The sequence below is a fragment of the Flavobacterium piscis genome (assembly GCF_001686925.1).
Classification (GTDB): Bacteria; Bacteroidota; Bacteroidia; order Flavobacteriales; family Flavobacteriaceae; genus Flavobacterium; species Flavobacterium piscis.
Map to the genome: position 1 here is coordinate 1 of NZ_LVEN01000001.1, position 18,020 is coordinate 18,020.

Sequence of the window (18,020 nt, forward strand, 5' to 3'; positions counted from 1 at the left end):
CCTAACAGGTTTTTAAAACCTGTTAGGTTTTGCTATTAACGACTTTCAATTTTTGTAAATGATAAAACCGTTTGGTTTCAGACTTTTTCCTCCCATTAATATTTTAGCATTAGTCGGTACTTTTATTTCTTTTTTGGTTCCAAAATTAATTATAATAGTAATTTTTTCTCCTTCAAAAGATCTGGTAAATGAGATTTGATCTTTTGATAATTCAAGAGTTTCATATGTACCGTATTGTAAAACTTTTTCATTATTTCTTAAAGCTATAAGTTTTTTATAATCGTTAAGAATGGATTTTTTTTGAGATTCCAAAACCTCAACATTTGTTTTTTTAGAATCCGGATTAATTTTAATCCAACTTCTTTCTTTAGAAAATCCCGCAAAAATAGCTGAATTCCATTGCATTGGGCTGCGTGATTTATCGCGATTGTGTTCGTTTCCTTCCAGAAGTGCTTCTTTTTGAGTTGTACCTTTTTCAAGTGCTAATTCATAATGTGTTCTTCCTTGTATATCGACCATTTCGTCTATGTTCTGAGCAATAATATTATGCATTCCAATTTCTTCTCCATAATAAATAAACGGAACTCCTTTTGCGGTAAGTATTAATGTTGCCAACGCTATCGCTCTATCTGGATTGCCGTTGGCCAATCGATCGATCATTCTGGGCATATCATGACTGCCAAAAAATAAGGTTGGATAATTGCTCATGTTTTTTTCCATGCTTTGCAATTCATCAAAAATACGCTGGCTCGAAAATTCTTTGATACTTCCAAAGTTGAAATTAAAAATAACATCTAATAAATCCTGCGATTGATATTGTTTTAAAACCTCAATTTTATCGCTTCCAATTTCTCCCACAATAAAACGGTTGTCATATTCATTTACGGTAGATTTTATTACTCGCATGGCGTCTTTTACACCTTTTTGATCAATATCGTTTATATGTTCTTGTTGTCCGTTTTTTACCGGATTATCTTTTGTGATTCCGTTGGTGTTTAAAAAATTGATTACATCCAATCGAAAACCATCTACACCGGCATCGAGCCAAAAGCGCAGTACATTTTGAACCTCAACAACTACTTTAGGATTCGACCAGTTAAGGTCGGCCATTCTTTTATCAAACTTATGATAGTAATATTGATTGGTCAAAGAATCTTTTTCCCATGCTGTTCCTCCAAAAAAAGAGTCCCAATTGTTGGGATCGTCTTTCCAGATATAATAATCACGATAAGGATTGTCTTTTGATTTTCTGGATTGCTGAAACCATTTGCTATCTGTAGAGGTATGATTAAAAACCATATCAATAATAACCTTTATTCCTCTTTTATGGGCTTCACTTAAAAATGTATCAAAATCGGCTTTATTACCATAAGTAGGATCTACCTCGTAATAATTAGCGATATCATAACCGTTATCAACTTTTGGTGAAGTAAGAAAAGGAGTCAGCCAAATACCTTTAATACCAAGATTTTTTAAATAATCTAATTTGTGAGTCATCCCTTTAAAATCACCATATCCGTCGCCATTACTATCGGCATAACTTGGCATATAGATTTGATAAAAAACAGATTCTTTCCACCATTTTTCATCAGCTACTTTTTTTTGAGCAATCGCCATGTTTGCATTTGTGATTAGGATAAAAAAGAATATAGAATTCAATACAGTAGATTTCATAAGATTATGGTCTGGTTATTTCTCATCAAGTATGTCATTTCGAAGGAGAAATCGCACTTGTAATTCGACAAAGATTAGAGTCTTTCTTTGCAGAGTTTCGAATGTGATTTCTCCTTCGTCATTGACAAAAAATGAGAATTTAAATTCAATAATTTACTTTTTTTGTTGAAACTTATAATCGACCACAATACCATTAACCAGCATTTTTTGACCTTCATAAGTTACTTTTCCATTAGCAGGAACACATACAATCACTACAGATTTTAAAGCTCCAATGTTTATTTTGGAAGAAGAAGAAACATTTCGAGCTATAAAACTCCCCGAAACAGTATTGTATAAATCTAATTTTTTACCTTTTTCAGTTTTTATAGTTACTGTTTTGCTTGCTGTATATGGATTGTAATATAAGTAAGTAGGATAGGTTTTATCGCTAAAAAAATCAGTAGCTAATAAATTCAATTGTAATATTCCGGCAACATTAGTTTCACGGATTATACTACCAAAGATCCCTACATGTCCGCTTCCGTAAACGCTAAACTGAGATTCTTTAGGATTTTCTCCAAGTACCCAAAGGGGACCATCGCCTTGCGCTACAGGACCTTTTAAGTCTTCATATTCTTTGTAACTTGATTGCTTAATAATACCTTCATATCCAATTACTCCTTTAGTAACTTCTGCAAGTTCAGGAATAGTCTGGTGTTCTTTTGGCATATATTGCGGATAAAAAAAGCGAGAAGCGTTTGCTGCATTCAGCATCCATTTTCCAATTGCAGTTGCATACGATTGATCGTATCGAACCATTGGTATCATTGGCCAGGCCATATCATAAGTATTCATCAAAAAACCATAGCCACCATGATCTACGGTACTACCAACAGTTCCAGAAATATCTATTCCGTTCCAATTGCCTACTAATACTCCCCAACCTTCACGACAAATGGCCGTTCCGTCAAAAGTCCAGTCTAACATTTTATCGGTATTAAATTGCGTTCCTTCTTCAGCATTTATTCTGGCTGCTAAATAGGCACCAAAGGGCATTAATAATTCGTAGGTTGGATTTGTTTTTTGCGATTCTAATGCAGATAACGCGCTCTTTGCGCCTTTTAAATATTTACGATCTCCAAATTTTTTATAAGCCATATATAAAACCCACGCATGTCCTGCCGCAGCATCTGGTTGTGCACAGATGTTATTTTTCATTGGCATCATTTTGTTATAATCAAAATAAGAATGATCATAGTTCCCGTTTAAGATTACATCAGCCTCATAAAATTTATCCGCAATACTTTTAGCAATTTCGGTAAAACCGGGTTCGTTTGGATATTTATCATAAACGGCATAAAACAAAACATTAGGATAAACATCATACCACCAATCGCGTCCATAACCGCCACCTAACAAAGCAACTTCCGGACAAGTATTATTCATCATAATATTCCAACCAGTATCTTTGTTGAAATAATTCTTTAACATGCCAACATAATTCAGATTTTGTTGTTTGCTTTTGTCAATTCCAACTAAACTTGCTCCTAAAGTGGCTCCCATTGTAGCCAATGCTTCATGAAACATTCCTCTATTATTTGATCCTTGTCTCACATCGGCTACAGCAGTGTACATTCCCACAACATCTTGCGGAAAATTTTTTTTGCTATTGTCCATCCACACCATTGGCCAGTATTTACCCTTGGCATTAAAATCAAAAACTGTTTGATCAAAAACTAACGCCAGTTTTTTATAATCGATAATTTTTAAGGGCTGTGGCAAATTAGGCATTTGATCGACACGAGATATCTGCTGCTGCTTTACTTGCGCTGTTGCTGCTAAACTTAAAACGAACAGGCACGAAGTTGTAATTTTTATAAATGTATTCATTTTGTAATTTTTATTTTTAAAGCAGATTTGCTGCCGTTGCTTCTAATACTTTAGGTTCTGTCTCTCCTTCTGGCGAAAGTTCTAATCCTTGTTTGATGATTTTTTTACTGATAAAAATTGAACATAATTGTAGTAAGGCGATGATTCCGATGGCATATCTTAAAGCAAAATCTTCAGAAACCAGATAGTATAAAGTTAAAAAGGTTCCTGCACCTAAAAGCCTGCCAACATACAATCCTGCTTCATGATTTAAGATATAAGTAAATTCGCCTCTTTTTTCTATACGAGATACAATATCAATTACTTTAAGTTGAATAGGGAAGTAGGCCAAATCCATTAAAGGTTTTGCAATAAGGAGTAATAACAAAAAGATTATCACGCCTGTTTTATCAAATAGTATTCCATTGAGACAAGCTCCCACCGCAAATAAAATTAGCCCTACTGAAAAGGTTTTGATTCTATCTGAAGGCTTTGAGAATCGGCCAATAAAATAAATGATGATGGCCGCCAAAATAGCACCAATCGATTGAGCTTGTCCCAGCGCACCTTCTTCTCCTAATATTTTAAAAATAAGCATTGCGGGCGCTGTTACCAGAAAACCTTGTGCTAAACCTTTGAATGTTGCAAGTGATAATAGTTTGTACCATAAAGGATGAAACTTGAAAAAGATATACTTTTTTTGCGCAGGATTTTCAAATTTACCTCTATAACAAACTATAGAAGCAGCAATGGTTATTAGAAAAACGATTCCGGTGATGATTAGATAAGCCTGATGTTTGTCTGCTTCGCCTGTTTTTGACTGTATAAACCAGCCAATTGTTGCAGGAACTGCAATTGCGATTATAGTATAGATAAATGTTTCTAAACCATAGTAATAATTTCTGTTTTGATCGTTTGTTATAAACAAAGCCAGATAATCTCTATTAGACCAATATAGACCAAAAGAAAGTCCCATAGTAATACCAGCGATACCAATTCCGGTTAAATCGAGTGTTTTTAATGACATCATGATAATCATGGAAACACCACTAAGCATCATTCCAACTGAATACAATTTTCGGATATTAAAGTGTTTCAACAAAAAGCCGTTTAGCAAAAAGGTAAGCGGAATCCCGGTATAAATGGCCAACTGATAAATCACAACTTTAGAAGTGTCATTTGAGTTTCTCATAATGTATGCGGCAACAAAAATGTCGATTACAGGTAATACCAGTGCATAAACCAAGTTGGTAAAAATCAGTATACGGAAATTATGGGTTTGGCTTTTAAAATGGTCAATTTCTGATATAAGTTTTTTTAACATTAGTTAGTTTTTAAAAGTAAAAGAATCTTTTTGATCGAAAATTGTGCACCACAAACAAATTCATCCGAAGCTCCGTAATAAATGCTAAGTGTATCTCCTTCCGGTTCTACAATATGGCCGTTGGTGAATACTACATTTCCAAAAAATCCGCTTAATTCATATTCTGTTGTAGGAACCATTATCGGCTCTTCGGTTCTTGCAATTACTTTCGAAGGATCATTCAAATCCATTAAAAAAGCACCTAAACAATATTGATGATTTTCATTGGCACCATGATAAATTTCTAACCAGCCTTTATCTGTTTTTATAGGAGCAGCTCCTGCACCAACGCGTTTACTGTCCCAAAGTCCTTTTCTGGTTTTAATAATGCAATGGTGATTTCCCCAGTGAATACCGTCAGGAGACGAGGCCAGCCAAATGTAATTTCCACCAATATCTACACTACTTGGGCGATGTAAAGCATAAAACAATCCGTTTATTTTTTCTTCAAAAATGGCGCAATCCTTATTGTGTGCGGGTAATATCATACCATGTTTGGTAAAGTTTTTCCAATTTGTAGTAGTACGTAAACCAACACCAACACCATTATCTGATACAGACGTAAAGGTTAAATAATATGTTCCTTCGATTAAAGCGACACGACAATCCTCTATTCCAAAAGTTTCCAACATGCCTTCACCAACCAGAGAAGGATAATTTTCAGGTTCATAAAAATGATGCCCGTCTTCGCTGCACAACAGGCGTAAGTGAGAAAGTGTTGTTAAGTAATCAACGCCTTTATAATTAATAACTCTTGCATCTGTCGCGATTAATTCAGGATCATCTTTTGGAATTTCAATGATTTTAATAGCGCCGGTTTCTGTTAATATTGGAAAAGAAATTATATTGTCTTTTTGCTCTGGTCTTTCGGCTACACGTACTACTAACCAGGTTTTATTTTCATATTGAAATACTCCCGGGTTTAATAAACAGGTAATTTCTAATCCTTCTCTGCTTGCAGGAATATCTTTAGGTGATAATAATGGATTATCTGCAAAACGTTTTGCTATATCTTTCATAATTTTAGATTCTGTTTTTATTATAGTTAAAGAGTAACCTAATTTTTATTAAAGTTAAAAAGGTTACTCTTTATAAATGTTTAGTAGCCAAGATTTTGTGTTAAAGTTCCTGCAGATGCATCAATTTCTGATTGAGGAATTGGATATAACATGTGTTTGTCCTGGAAATTTTTTCCGTGTGCAGTCATAACTTCTTTAGCAATTCCCCATCTTTTCAAATCACCCATTCTGTGGCTTTCAAAACCAAGTTCAGCTCTTCTTTCGGAGATTAACCAGCTTTTTATAACTGTTTTATCCCCAGAATTAGGTCTGTCCGGCAATGTTCCGGCAGGCGGCGGCGGTCCAACACTAGTAACTACAATCGTTTTGGTTGGGTCACTTGGAAAATCCGGATCTTGGCTCCTAACCGTAACAGTTGTTACTGTATTTCTTGCTCTTGCTCTAATTTGGTTTACAATGCCAATTGCCTCTGAATAATTGGTGGTTTCATTAAGTGCCTCAGCTTTCCAAAGTAAGACATCGGCATAACGAATTAATACTTTATTGTTTGGTGCGTCATCATCGCCTTTGTTTCCTCCATTTGTAGTGCCTAAAAGCTTATTGATCCATTGTTCAGGAACATTTACTGTATATAATTTTCTTGGATCATTTGGCTCAAATGACGCTAAAAAACCGGTGCTTGGAGCAAAAAATCCCCATCCAAGAGGTGCACAAATTCCGTTTCCTCGTCTTGGATCAGCTTGTTTAATGTGGTTGTAAGAAAAAATAACTTCGTTATCTGTGTATTCCGTATTCATATTAAAGTTATCAAAATAGTTGGCATCTAAATTATAAAAACCAGCTGTCTGTAATTCTGATACCAAGTTTATTACACCTGTCCAATCCTTGTTGTATAAAGCAGTTTTTGCCAGTAAAGCAATAACTGCTCCTTTTGAAACTCTCCAGGGTTCTTTATCAGATGAATATTTTGAATTTGGAAGAAGCTTTTTTGCTGTTTCCAAGTCGGTCTTAATTTGGTTCCATACTATTTCTTTAGGAGCTCTAACAGCTTTTTCGAAAGCTTCCTGATATGTTTTTATTGGAGACAGTATTAAAGGAACATCACCAAAATTAGTTACCAATGAAAAATAATAATAAGAGCGTAAAAAGTAGGTTTCACCTAATAATTGATTTTTTCTTTCGGGAGTGATTCCTGTTATAGATTCAATATCTGGGTTTAATAGAAAACTTAAAGCAATGTTTGTTCTTTTTATACCTTCATAATTATATTTCCACAGTCCGTTTGGACCTCCATTGGTAGAAGTAAAAGTAAAATTATTGATTTCATCCATCCATGGCTGATCTCCGTCAGGAGACCATTTCTTTTCCATATCATCAGATGCGATATCTTCTATTATAATATCATTTTGAAACACTAAACCCGCATTCCAATCCCAATTTGCTAACTGGTTTAACTTATTGGATAACATATCGTAAGATGAAGTTACTGAGGTTTCTACAGATTTTAATGTTGGTCTGGAATTAGATTGTTCCATAGTCTGTCCGCCTACAGGATCTGTAGTTAGTTCATCTTCACAGCTTGTGAATGTAAATAGCGAAATTATGATCGCTGTTATATATATGTTTTTCATGGTTAGTTTATTATATTTTAAATTTTAAACCCATTAGTATTGAAGTAGATTGCGGGTAAGTTCCCTGATCTATTAAAGAAGTTGATTCTGGATCTAAACCCGTATATTTTGTAAAAGTTAATAGGTTTTGCCCAGAGACATATAATCTTAAATATCTGTCACCAATTATTTTAGGGTCTAACGTATATCCAATTTCAAGATTTTTTAATCTTAAATACGACGCATCTTCAACAAATACGCTTGAAATTTGACTTCCACCATTATCATTCATTGTATTTCGGGGAGTTGTGTTACTCGTGCCTTCTCCATTCCAAGCGCTTAATACTGCGGTTGTTGAATTGAAAGGACGGCTGTCATAATCTAAAATTTGTTTTAAATCATTGTAGCGATCTACACCTGAAACTCCTTGAAAAAGAAATGACATATCAAATCTTTTATATTCTGCATTAAATGAAAATCCGTACGTTATTTTTGGAATCGGACTTCCTATAAATTTTCTATCATCTGCATTAATTTGTCCGTCTCCGTTTATATCTTTAAATTTAATATCACCTGGTTTTGCTCCGTTTGTATTTGAGTACAGAGTAGAATTTATTTCTGCCTGATTTTGATAAATACCATCAAATTTTAGTCCGTAATAAGAACTTATTGGTTGTCCTACAACTGTTTTGGTATGTGTTTTATCATCGGTAATCTCGGTAACATATTGCTGTAGTTTTTCAACATTATTTTTTAGAGTTGCAATATTTCCGCTGATTCCGTATTTAAATTCGTGATCATTGTTTTGAAAATTAGCTCCATACTCAAATCCTTTATTACTTACAATTCCTGCATTAACATATGTTTTATCAATTTGGCCAACTGTTGAAGATGGTAATCCTACCGCTAATAAAATATCATTTGTAGTTTTGTCAAAATAATCAACAGTAAAAGTCAGTTTATTTTCGAAAATACCTAAATCAAGACCTAAGTTGGTTTGTGTAGTAGTTTCCCATTTTAAATCTGGATTACCATAACGAACTACTTTAATGATTCCTCCAGTTTCAGTAATCAGAGTTTCGTAGGCATTGTTAGGGATTTCCTGATTTCCTGATTGTCCCCAGCTGGCTCTCCATTTTAAATTAGAAACCCATTTCGTATTTTCCATGAATTTTTCTTTAGACATTGCCCAGCCTCCAGATACCGAAGGAAAAAATCCCCATTTATTATTTGGTCCAAAACGGGAGGAACCATCTGCTCTTATAGTTCCTGAAACAAAATATTTATTGTTATATCCATAATTCGCAGAACCAAAAAAGGAAATAAGATTCCACATTTGGGCTGATCCTGAACTGTTTTTATCAGTATCACTTCCGTAATCAAGATAACGGAAAGGGTCTGTTGTATTATTATAATTTGTTCTGCTTCCGCCTACAGCAGATTGATTGTAACTAACGGTTTCTTCTCCTAATAACGCATTGATGCTATGCTTCTCTGCAATAGTTTTAGTGTAATTTAATGTATTTGTGAAAGTAAAAGTTGTAGCTTCTCCACGATTTTCGTTTAAGTTAGAAGGTCTGTTCTGCCTGCCTTGTCCTGGATACAATTCGTTTGGATCATTGTCATTATCATCGCCATAATTTTCTCCAAAAGCCTTGTTGTGGTCAAAAGTGATTTCTGCTCCAAAATTACTTCTGAATTTCAATGATTTATCAGCTAAAAAAGTATATTCTCCATATACATTACCAAATGTTTTAAATAAAGATCTTACATCATCTGTATAATTGACTATCGCAATTGGATTTGAAGTTAGTTCATAATTACGGCTCCAACCCCCATTAGGATTGTTGTTTAAGTAGAAAGGAAGATCGGTATAAGGATTATTTTCTTTATATGTTGGATCATTTACATCTTTATAAACTCCTAATACAGGAGGACGTAGTAAAGCATGTCTAATTACTCCCGGAGCGTCTCCGCTTGAAGACATTTTATCTTGTTTGCTGCTTGTAATTTGAAAGTTTGTTCCAACTTTAAAGCGATCAGTAACATCGGTATTGATATTAGCTCTAAAATTAATACGCTTATAAGTATCTTTATCGCCCACAACAATACCATTTTGCCCAAAATAACCACCAGATATTAAATATTGTGTTTTTTCTGAACCTCCACTAAAGGAAAGCTGTACATTGTCTGTTTTTCCTGCTCCAAACAATTGAGTTAACCAATTCGTATCTGATAATGGTATTCCGTTAACATTTCCGTTTGCTCTGTCGATACTATAAGGACTTGGACTATTTACAGGATTATTGTTAGTGTTATGCCAAGCTTGATCCATTACTGTTAAATACTGATTTGTATTTAGCATTTTAGGTAAGTTTGTGGCAAAACTGGTTCCAGAATAGTACTCTACATCAATATTCGATTTTCCTTTTAGACCACTTTTGGTAGTTAGGATTACTACACCTCCTGCAGACCTAGATCCATAAATAGCAGTTGCAGCAGCATCTTTTAAAACGGTCATCGATTTTACATCGGACATATTCAAGAAAGAAATATCGCGCGTGGCGACACCGTCTACAACGTATAATACTTCATTGTTTCCTAAAGTTCCTTCGCCTCTAATACGTATTTTAAGTCCATCCCCAGGCGCACCTGTATTGGCTGAAACCGAAACACCGGCAACCTGTCCTTGTAGTGCCTGACCAACATCAGATACTTTTGTTTTAGATAATTCAGCCATATCTATTGTGGCAACTGCACCTGTTATTGCCGATTTTTTCTCACTGGTATACCCTACAACAACCACCTCGTTTAAAGTATTTGTATCTGTAATAAGAGTAATATTAAGTTCTTTTTTACCCGCTACAGGCACTTCTTGAGTCTGATATCCTATGTAACTGAAAACCAAAATAGCATTTGGACCTACATTTGTAAGGGTATAATTACCATCAAAATCAGTTGTAGCATAATTGGAAGTTCCCTTTTCGTTGACATTTACTTGTGGCATTAAACCGTCGACATCCGAGACCGTACCTTTAACAGTTTGGGCATGCATAATGCTGCCCAACATAATCGTTCCGAATAGGAATAATTTGAATATAAATTTTTTCATCATCATAAAGAATTGTTAATTGAATTACTAGTTAGATTGTTTTTTTTGAGGTTAATTTTGTTTTGTGGTTTTACGATAACGTTTGAATTAATTATCAGTTATAAAATTAGCTTGTGGATATAAGAAAACGTGTACACTATTTCTTCAAAAGTGTACACTGTTGTTTTTGGTGTTGTTATTCAGTGTTTTAGGTAATTATTGGCTCTTTTATTTGTATTTGAGCTGATAATTTTTGGGAGTTAAATCATATAGTTTTTTAAACTCACGATAAAAATAAGACCGGTTATTAAAGCCCGATTGGTAGCATACTTCAGAAACTGTTAATTTGTTTTTTCTTAACAATTCAGCAGCATATTTTAATCGAATGGTACGAATTAAATCACCCGGCGTAAAACCAAAAAGTTGTTTGGTTTTACGATACAATTGCGAGTTACTGATGCCTAATTCTCTTTCGATAAATAAACTTTGTAAGTTTTCATTATCGATATTGTTACGAATAAGTTCAATTACTTTTTTTATAAAATCCTTTTCTTCCTTGTTTATATCAAGATGGGGCAGATTTTCTGTAAGAGTATCTTGTTTGAAATATCTTGAAATCAACTCCTTTTCTTCCAGTAACTTTTGTATTCTTATCAGGAGATGATCTGGGTAAAATGGTTTTGGGATATAGGAATTAGCACCGCTCTCTATCCCTTCAATTCGGTGTATAACCGAATCTTTTGCCGTAAGCATAATAAAAGGAATGTGGCAGGTTTTAAGATTAGTTTTAATTTTTTTACAAAGCTCAACGCCATCCATAAAAGGCATCATTACATCACTAATAATGATATCCGGCAATACATCCTCAATGATTTGCATCGCTTCCAGACCATTATAAGCAACAATAAGTTTGTACTTTTCACTAAGCAATTCATTAAGGAGAGTATGAATGTCTTTTTCGTCTTCTACAATTAAGATTACTTTTCTATTATCGGCAAGCTCTTCCAGCGATAAAACCTTATTTGGAGTATCTTCAATTTTAATTGTATTTTCTTCCAGAATGTTTTTCAAATGATGCGATATTAAAATTGGACTTATTGCAGTATCCAATTCTTTTTCACTATAAGCTTCTTTATTGCAAGGCAGCAGTATAGTAAAGGTTGTTTCTTTATTTAGAGTACTCGTAACCTGTATTTCACCTTTTAGTACACCAACTAATTTTTTTACATAAGCCAGGCCTATACCGGTTCTAAACATATTGTTATCTGTTTCTTTGGCATTTGTATCTGCTAAGAAAAATTGGGTAAACAAAGAGTCTAATTCCTCTTTTGGAATTCCTTTACCAGTGTTTGTGATCGTTATATTTAATTTTTTAGAATCCTTGTCCTGAATATAAAATTTAAGATCTATTTTTCCATTTGAAGGAGTATATTTAAAAGCATTCGACATTAGATTAAATACTATTTTTTCAATCTTATCCTTGTCGAACCATCCAGGCAACGTAGTGGGAATCTCGAGATGGTATTCAATATTTTTATCCAAAGCCCATTCATCAAATAATTCGGCAATTTGTTCGATTAGATTTACCAAATCAAATTTTTTCACCGTTACTTCCAGATAATTGTATTCGGCTTTTCTAAATTCAAGTAATTGTTGTGTTAAGAATAATAAACGAGAAGAATTTCGCTGAATCATTTGTATGAATTTCTGGTTTCTTTCGTTGAGGTTTGTTGCTTCAGAAAGTTTTTGGATGGGTCCAACGATTAGCGTTAGCGGAGTTTGAAATTCATGGGCAATATCAGTAAAAAAGGTAAGTCGGTTTTCGTGAAGCTCTTTTTCTCTTTGTCTAAAAAGAATATTTTGGGTTAATGATTGACGTTTTTTGTAATAACTAAGAACAAATAGTACAAAGCCCAGAAACAACAAAGAATAGATTATTAGAGCAAGATTCGACTGCCAGAATACAGGTTTCACACAAATATCAATCGCATGAACGGGTTTGCTCCAAACGCCATCACTATTAGACCATTTTATCCACAAAGAATATTTTCCTTTAGGCACATTGGTAAAAGAAATAATGCGTCGGTTATTGATGGTATTCCAGCCTTTATCAAAATTCATTAACCGATAAGCATATTGGCATTTTTCAGTATTAATAAAAGTTAACGCAGTTAACTTGATATCAAAAAAGTTCTGATTGTATTTTAAAACAATCGACGGGTGAGTATCTGAATTTGGAGTTATTACCAATCCTTGATAATAGGGGATTGGCTGATTTTGCCCACTTATTTTATCAATAAAAAGATCCGGAATTATAGTAGATTCTTTTATTTTTTGAGGCAGGAAATAATTAAAACCTTTAATTCCTCCCATAAAAATAAAATCAGATTTTAAGTCCTGATAAAAGGCACCATCTGCAAATTCATTATTTTGCAAACCTTCATTTCGGCTATAATTGGTAAATTTTAATTGATTAGGATTGAAGTTTGATAAACCAAAATTGGTACTCAACCAAAGATTGTTTTTTTTATCAGCAACAATTCCGTGAATTGTATTGTTAGGAAGTCCGTTTTTTACAGTAAAGTTTTGAAAGATTGCTGTTCTGCCATTTTTTGCAGGATCTAATAAATTAAGACCAAAACTGGTGCCAATCCAAAGTCTGTTTTTAGCATCAGTTTGCAAACACAAGATGTCATTATTAGAGAGACTTGTAGTGTCATTAGGATTGTTTTTATAGATATTAAAATGCTCTGATTTTTTATCGAATAAATTCAAACCTCCCAATCTGGTTCCTATCCAGAGTTGGTTTTTGTCTTTAGGAATAACAGAAAAAACAATATTACTACTTAAGGAGTTTTTGTTGTTGTTTGTTGCAATATATCTCTTAAAATCAGTAATTTTTAAATTCTCGCCAGACCGTTCAATCTTGCAACGAATCATCCCGTATCCGTTCGTTCCAAGCCAAATAAATCCATCAACGTCCTGATAGATAGAGTAGGTCGATTTAAAGTAGTCGTAAGCTTTATTTCCTGTAATAGCTGCCCAGTTTGTTAATTTATTTTTTTTTAGATCAAAAACAGAGATCCCTTCACCATCTGTTCCCACAAAAATTAAGTCATCCTGTCCTTTACATAGAGAAAATATGGCATTGTTAATGGCGCTATTATTTTCATTATAATTTTTATATTCCAGTGGTTTTTCAGGATCAAGATAAAATTTCGAAGAGAAATGGAATAAGCCTTTTCCTTTTGTCCCCACTAAAAAGGAATTTTCATCAACCTGAAGAAATGTTCTTACAATTGCTCCGTCTAATTCAGGAACCTGTGCTTTCGTAATAAGATTAAACGATTTCTTGAGCGGATATATTTTTATAATTCCGTCACCATCTGTTCCTGCCCAAAGAATATTTTCATTTCCTTTTATTAATGTGGTTGTTTTCTGGTTGTTCAAATATTTTAACCAATCGTTATTGATTACAGTACCATTTGTATCAATAATAAAATATCCGGATTTACTTGATACAATAAGCCCTTCAGGAATATTCCCGATTGTATTTTCAATATCTTTTTTGGTAAGTAATGTTTTCTTTTTAGTAGCAAGAGAATATAAATTACTATTTCCGGCGACAGATACGGTGCATATTTTTTCTTTCGAAATGATTCCAAATGTTCGAATATTATCTGATATTAATGCTGTTTTAGAGACAAAAAAATTTTCGCTTGGTTTGCTTTTAAAAGATAAACAATAGAGTTTATTATCTTCAAATAATACCAGTAATTCACCACTTAAAGTGAATTCCATTTTTTTTACTGCTTTTTTAGAAAGTTTTTCTGTGTTTAGTAATTGAAAATGATCACCATCAAAATAACCAATTCCCCAGTCTTTTATAGCGCAAAATACATTTTTGGAAGAATCAAGAGCCATATTAAATTCAGATTCAGATAATGGTGGAATGTTTTCTCTTGAAAAGTTATAATGTTCGAAGACACCGGTTTTTTTATCATAACGATTGATCCCGTGTATCGTCAATATCCAAATTCTGCCTGTATTGTCCTCATCTATTTTTAGGATTACCTGGTTACTCAGACTATTTTTATTGTTTAGTTCAGGTCTGAAAATTTCGAAGCTATTTCCATCATATCGATTTAAACCATCCCAGGTTCCTATCCAGAGTAAGTTTTCAGAATCTTGAAATATAGTATTGATAGAACTATTAGAAAGTCCTTTTGTATTGTCTAATTGTTCTAATGAATATTTTAAGTCTAATGATTTATAAGAATCCCAAATCAAATTATAATTTGCATTGTTAATTTTAGGTTGTTCACTTTTGGTTAACAGTTCAATTGTTGCAGTATTAACAGAAGCATTTTCTTCTTTAGTATTACAAGCAAGGAGAATGATAAATATCAAATAACAAAATATGTTTTTAATTTTCAATGTGATAATTCTTTAATAATTCTAAAATGAGTGTTGTCAATGTTCCGCTTCTATAGCATAAGTTATTTTATCCTTCCTAACATTATATTCCTCATTTTTTGGAATTTAAGAGATATTTGAATGTTTGCTAAGGTATTGTTATACAGCGTGTAAGGTATAAAAAAGGATATTGTTAATATGTGATTTTTATCATATTTTTTTTAAGATAATGAAAATTTATCTATGTATTTATTTTGAAATTTACAGTAAATGGCTTTAAAATCAATATATGTAAGAGAGGAGGTGTAAGGTTTAATTCTTTTAAAAATAGGCGATGAAGTAGGAGATCGAAAAAATAGGGATAAAAAAAAGCTGATACTTTATTTGTATCAGCTTTTTTGTTTATACCTTCTTGACCTTTTTGAGTGCTTCGATATAATATTCGTTTACTTTTTCCCAATTAATGTGTTCGTAAAAAGCATCAATATAATTTCCCTTTCTGTTTTGGTAATCCAGATAATAGGCATGTTCCCATAAATCGATTCCTAAAATTGGAGTTCCGGGAATCAGGGCATTTTTCATTAAAGGATTGTCCTGGTTTTCGGTTGTAGTGACTTGTAATTTTCCATATCGGTCTACTACCAGCCAAACCCAGCCAGAACCAAATTGTTTTGTTGCCTGACCTTTAAATTGAGTGGTAAGATTGTTAAATGAGCCAAATTCTTTGTTTATAGACCCTGACAGGGTGTCTTTCGGACTTTGTTCTTTCGGAGTTAGAATATTAAAATACAAAGTGTGATTGTAATATCCACCTGCATTTTGGCGAAGTTTTGCATTGCTGAGATCCATTTTTTTCAGGATGTCTTCAAGAGGCATATTTTCAAATTCGGTATTTACAATTTCTTTATTAAAATTGTTCGTGTACGTTAAATAATGTTTAGAGTAATGTGTTTCTAGAGTAAGTGTTCGTATTGCTGGAGCCAGCCCATCATACGAATAAGATAGCTTTGTCATCTCAAAAGAACCGGGATCTGCTTTTACATCATTTGGCGATCCTATAGTTATTTTTTCTTCTTTAGTTGGTAAAGGAACTTCTACAACTTCGGTTAGTTTGTTGCTGTCATTACATGAAAATAAAAGAAAAAATGAAGCTAAAATGCTGAAACGAACAATGTATTTCTTCATAATGTTAGTTATTTTGATGTTAGTGAATTAATGATTTCAATATAGCATTCTTTGGCCTCATCAACAGATATATGGCTAATTTGCATCCACGCATTTGTTTTGAATGCATCTCTCAAATCAAAATTTTCAGATTGATTGTAGACTGCAGTTCCAAAAGTAGCCTGTTTGTAATAAGCATACAGGCGTAGCTGCACATCTTGCGGCAATGAGGCCTGAGTCATTTTTAAAGCAGTTTCGACTGCCTCAGAAAAACGAGTATCTAAATCTTTTTTGCTCATTAAGCTTTTGTAGCAATAATGGTTTTACCGCCAATTGCTTTTTGGTTTAATACTACATTAATAGGAGTACCTAAAGGTAAAAATAAATCTACTCTTGAACCAAATTTTATAAATCCAGCATCAGTACCTTGTACTACTTGCATACCTTCCTGAGCATAATTTACAATTCTTCTTGCAAGGGCACCTGCAATTTGTCTGTATAATATTTGTCCAAAAGTTTCATTTTCGATAACAACCGTAGTTCTTTCGTTTTCTTCGCTTGCTTTTGGATGCCATGCTACTAAAAATTTTCCAGGGTGGTATTTACTGAATTTGATAATTCCATCCATCGCATAACGCGTAACATGTACGTTTATTGGTGACATAAAGATAGAAACCTGTAAACGTTTATCTTTAAAATATTCCCCTTCATAAACTTCTTCAATAACCACAACTTTTCCATCAACCGGAGCAAGAATCTGATCGCTGTTTCTAATTGCAATTCTTTTAGGATTTCTAAAGAACTGTAAAATAATAATCAAAACTACCACACCAGCAATCTGAACAAGCATTCTTAGCCAGGTAATATCAATAAATTTGTCAGCAATTAAAAGTACAGCTACTGCAAATGCAGTACCTAATAAAATGGATGGTCCTCCTTCTTTATGAAACATAGTATAAAATTTGATAAAATAAAAATATAATTGGTGCTACAAATATAACACTATCTAATCGATCTAGAATACCTCCGTGTCCAGGCATTATTGAACCACTGTCTTTTACGCCCGCAATTCTTTTGAATTTAGATTCAATCAAATCTCCAATTGTGCCAAAAACACTTACAATTAAAGCGATTATGGTCCAGATTAAGATTGACTTGCTGCTAAATTCAGGATTAGGCTGTATGTAAAATTTAGAAATTAAGAAACCGGCAAGAGCTGCAAAAACAACACCACCCAAAAATCCTTCGATAGTTTTTTTAGGAGAAACACGTTCAAATAATTTATGTTTTCCAATCGATTTTCCAACTAAATAGGCAAAAGTATCATTGGTCCAGATTAAAATGAATAAACCAAGAATAATCTTTGGATTGTAATTGTTTGTTCCGAAAGAAATTTTAACGATAAATATAAATGGAAGTGTAATGTATCCTAATAGATATAGGTATTTTGAAGAAGTGCTTACTTTTTGAACAGAATCATAAAATAAAAATAGAATACATTTTATTGATATAACAATAGTTACGGCAAGTAAGATTAGGTCTAATTCCTGAATATTGGTATTTAAATTTAATTCAGTATTAAATGTTTCATTTAAAAACTGAGTAGTCTGTTTGTTATAGTGACTAACTAATAAAGTTGCAGAATATAACAATACTCCAAAAAGAATTGAAAACACTTTATTAAGATTCGCTAAATTGCAAAACTCGTATATCGTAATAATTAGAAAAATGCCAAAAAGAATAATAAAGCTTTCGGTAGAAAACAGAATAGAAGTTAATAATAAAGCGATATAAACAGCACCAGAAATGGTTCTCTTGAGTGTTTCGTTCAT

11 protein-coding genes are annotated in these 18,020 nt (G+C 33.1%); all 11 read right to left on the reverse strand.

What is annotated here, in order from left to right; all coding sequences use genetic code 11:
* Positions 1-45: 45 nt before the first annotated feature.
* The 11 genes from FLP_RS00005 to FLP_RS00055 all read right to left on the reverse strand — a co-directional run bounded on the left by FLP_RS00005 (position 46) and on the right by FLP_RS00055 (position 18,020).
* Entirely contained in the window at positions 46-1,674 is a 1,629-nt protein-coding gene (locus tag FLP_RS00005) for an alpha-glucosidase (RefSeq protein WP_083195749.1), read from the reverse strand.
* A 153-nt stretch (positions 1,675-1,827) separates the two neighbouring features.
* A complete protein-coding gene (locus FLP_RS00010; protein ID WP_083195750.1) occupies positions 1,828-3,546 on the reverse strand; it encodes a glycoside hydrolase family protein in 1,719 nt (572 codons plus the stop codon).
* Positions 3,547-3,562: 16 nt separating this feature from the next.
* Positions 3,563-4,849, reverse strand: coding sequence for an MFS transporter (locus FLP_RS00015; protein ID WP_065447455.1), 1,287 nt, complete (start codon positions 4,847-4,849; stop codon positions 3,563-3,565).
* Complete coding sequence (locus FLP_RS00020) at positions 4,849-5,907, reverse strand: glycoside hydrolase family 130 protein (RefSeq protein WP_065447456.1); 1,059 nt, start codon at positions 5,905-5,907, stop codon at positions 4,849-4,851. The genes FLP_RS00015 and FLP_RS00020 overlap by 1 nt, the downstream gene beginning before the upstream one ends.
* Before the next feature lie 80 nt (positions 5,908-5,987).
* Positions 5,988-7,538, reverse strand: coding sequence for a RagB/SusD family nutrient uptake outer membrane protein (locus tag FLP_RS00025; RefSeq protein ID WP_065447457.1), 1,551 nt, complete (start codon positions 7,536-7,538; stop codon positions 5,988-5,990).
* 10 nt (positions 7,539-7,548) lie between these two features.
* Positions 7,549-10,635 carry a SusC/RagA family TonB-linked outer membrane protein gene (locus FLP_RS00030; RefSeq protein ID WP_065447458.1) on the reverse strand — a complete coding sequence of 1,029 codons (3,087 nt, stop codon included), beginning with the start codon at positions 10,633-10,635 and terminating at the stop codon, positions 7,549-7,551.
* 201 nt (positions 10,636-10,836) lie between these two features.
* Positions 10,837-15,018: a hybrid sensor histidine kinase/response regulator transcription factor gene (locus tag FLP_RS00035; RefSeq protein WP_243397578.1), complete on the reverse strand. Its 4,182-nt coding sequence runs from the start codon at positions 15,016-15,018 to the stop codon at positions 10,837-10,839.
* Positions 15,019-15,426: 408 nt separating this feature from the next.
* Entirely contained in the window at positions 15,427-16,209 is a 783-nt protein-coding gene (locus FLP_RS00040) for a superoxide dismutase (protein ID WP_065447460.1), read from the reverse strand.
* Between the two features lie 8 nt (positions 16,210-16,217).
* Complete coding sequence (locus tag FLP_RS00045) at positions 16,218-16,487, reverse strand: acyl-CoA-binding protein (RefSeq protein WP_065447461.1); 270 nt, start codon at positions 16,485-16,487, stop codon at positions 16,218-16,220.
* Entirely contained in the window at positions 16,487-17,140 is a 654-nt protein-coding gene (locus FLP_RS00050; protein WP_065447462.1) for a phosphatidylserine decarboxylase family protein, read from the reverse strand. Before FLP_RS00050 ends, FLP_RS00045 begins: the two co-directional genes overlap by 1 nt.
* Entirely contained in the window at positions 17,130-18,020 is an 891-nt protein-coding gene (locus FLP_RS00055) for a phosphatidate cytidylyltransferase (protein ID WP_065447463.1), read from the reverse strand. The genes FLP_RS00050 and FLP_RS00055 overlap by 11 nt, the downstream gene beginning before the upstream one ends.

Coding starts and splice junctions, on each gene's coding strand:
- FLP_RS00005 (WP_083195749.1), bottom strand. CDS start 1,674: ATGAAATCTACTGTATTGAATTCTATATTCTTTTTTATCCTAATCACA.
- FLP_RS00050 (WP_065447462.1), bottom strand. CDS start 17,140: ATGTTTCATAAAGAAGGAGGACCATCCATTTTATTAGGTACTGCATTT.
- FLP_RS00030 (WP_065447458.1), bottom strand. CDS start 10,635: ATGATGATGAAAAAATTTATATTCAAATTATTCCTATTCGGAACGATT.
- FLP_RS00045 (WP_065447461.1), bottom strand. CDS start 16,487: ATGAGCAAAAAAGATTTAGATACTCGTTTTTCTGAGGCAGTCGAAACT.
- FLP_RS00055 (WP_065447463.1), bottom strand. CDS start 18,020: ATGAACGAAACACTCAAGAGAACCATTTCTGGTGCTGTTTATATCGCT.
- FLP_RS00015 (WP_065447455.1), bottom strand. CDS start 4,849: ATGTTAAAAAAACTTATATCAGAAATTGACCATTTTAAAAGCCAAACC.
- FLP_RS00040 (WP_065447460.1), bottom strand. CDS start 16,209: ATGAAGAAATACATTGTTCGTTTCAGCATTTTAGCTTCATTTTTTCTT.
- FLP_RS00020 (WP_065447456.1), bottom strand. CDS start 5,907: ATGAAAGATATAGCAAAACGTTTTGCAGATAATCCATTATTATCACCT.
- FLP_RS00025 (WP_065447457.1), bottom strand. CDS start 7,538: ATGAAAAACATATATATAACAGCGATCATAATTTCGCTATTTACATTC.
- FLP_RS00010 (WP_083195750.1), bottom strand. CDS start 3,546: ATGAATACATTTATAAAAATTACAACTTCGTGCCTGTTCGTTTTAAGT.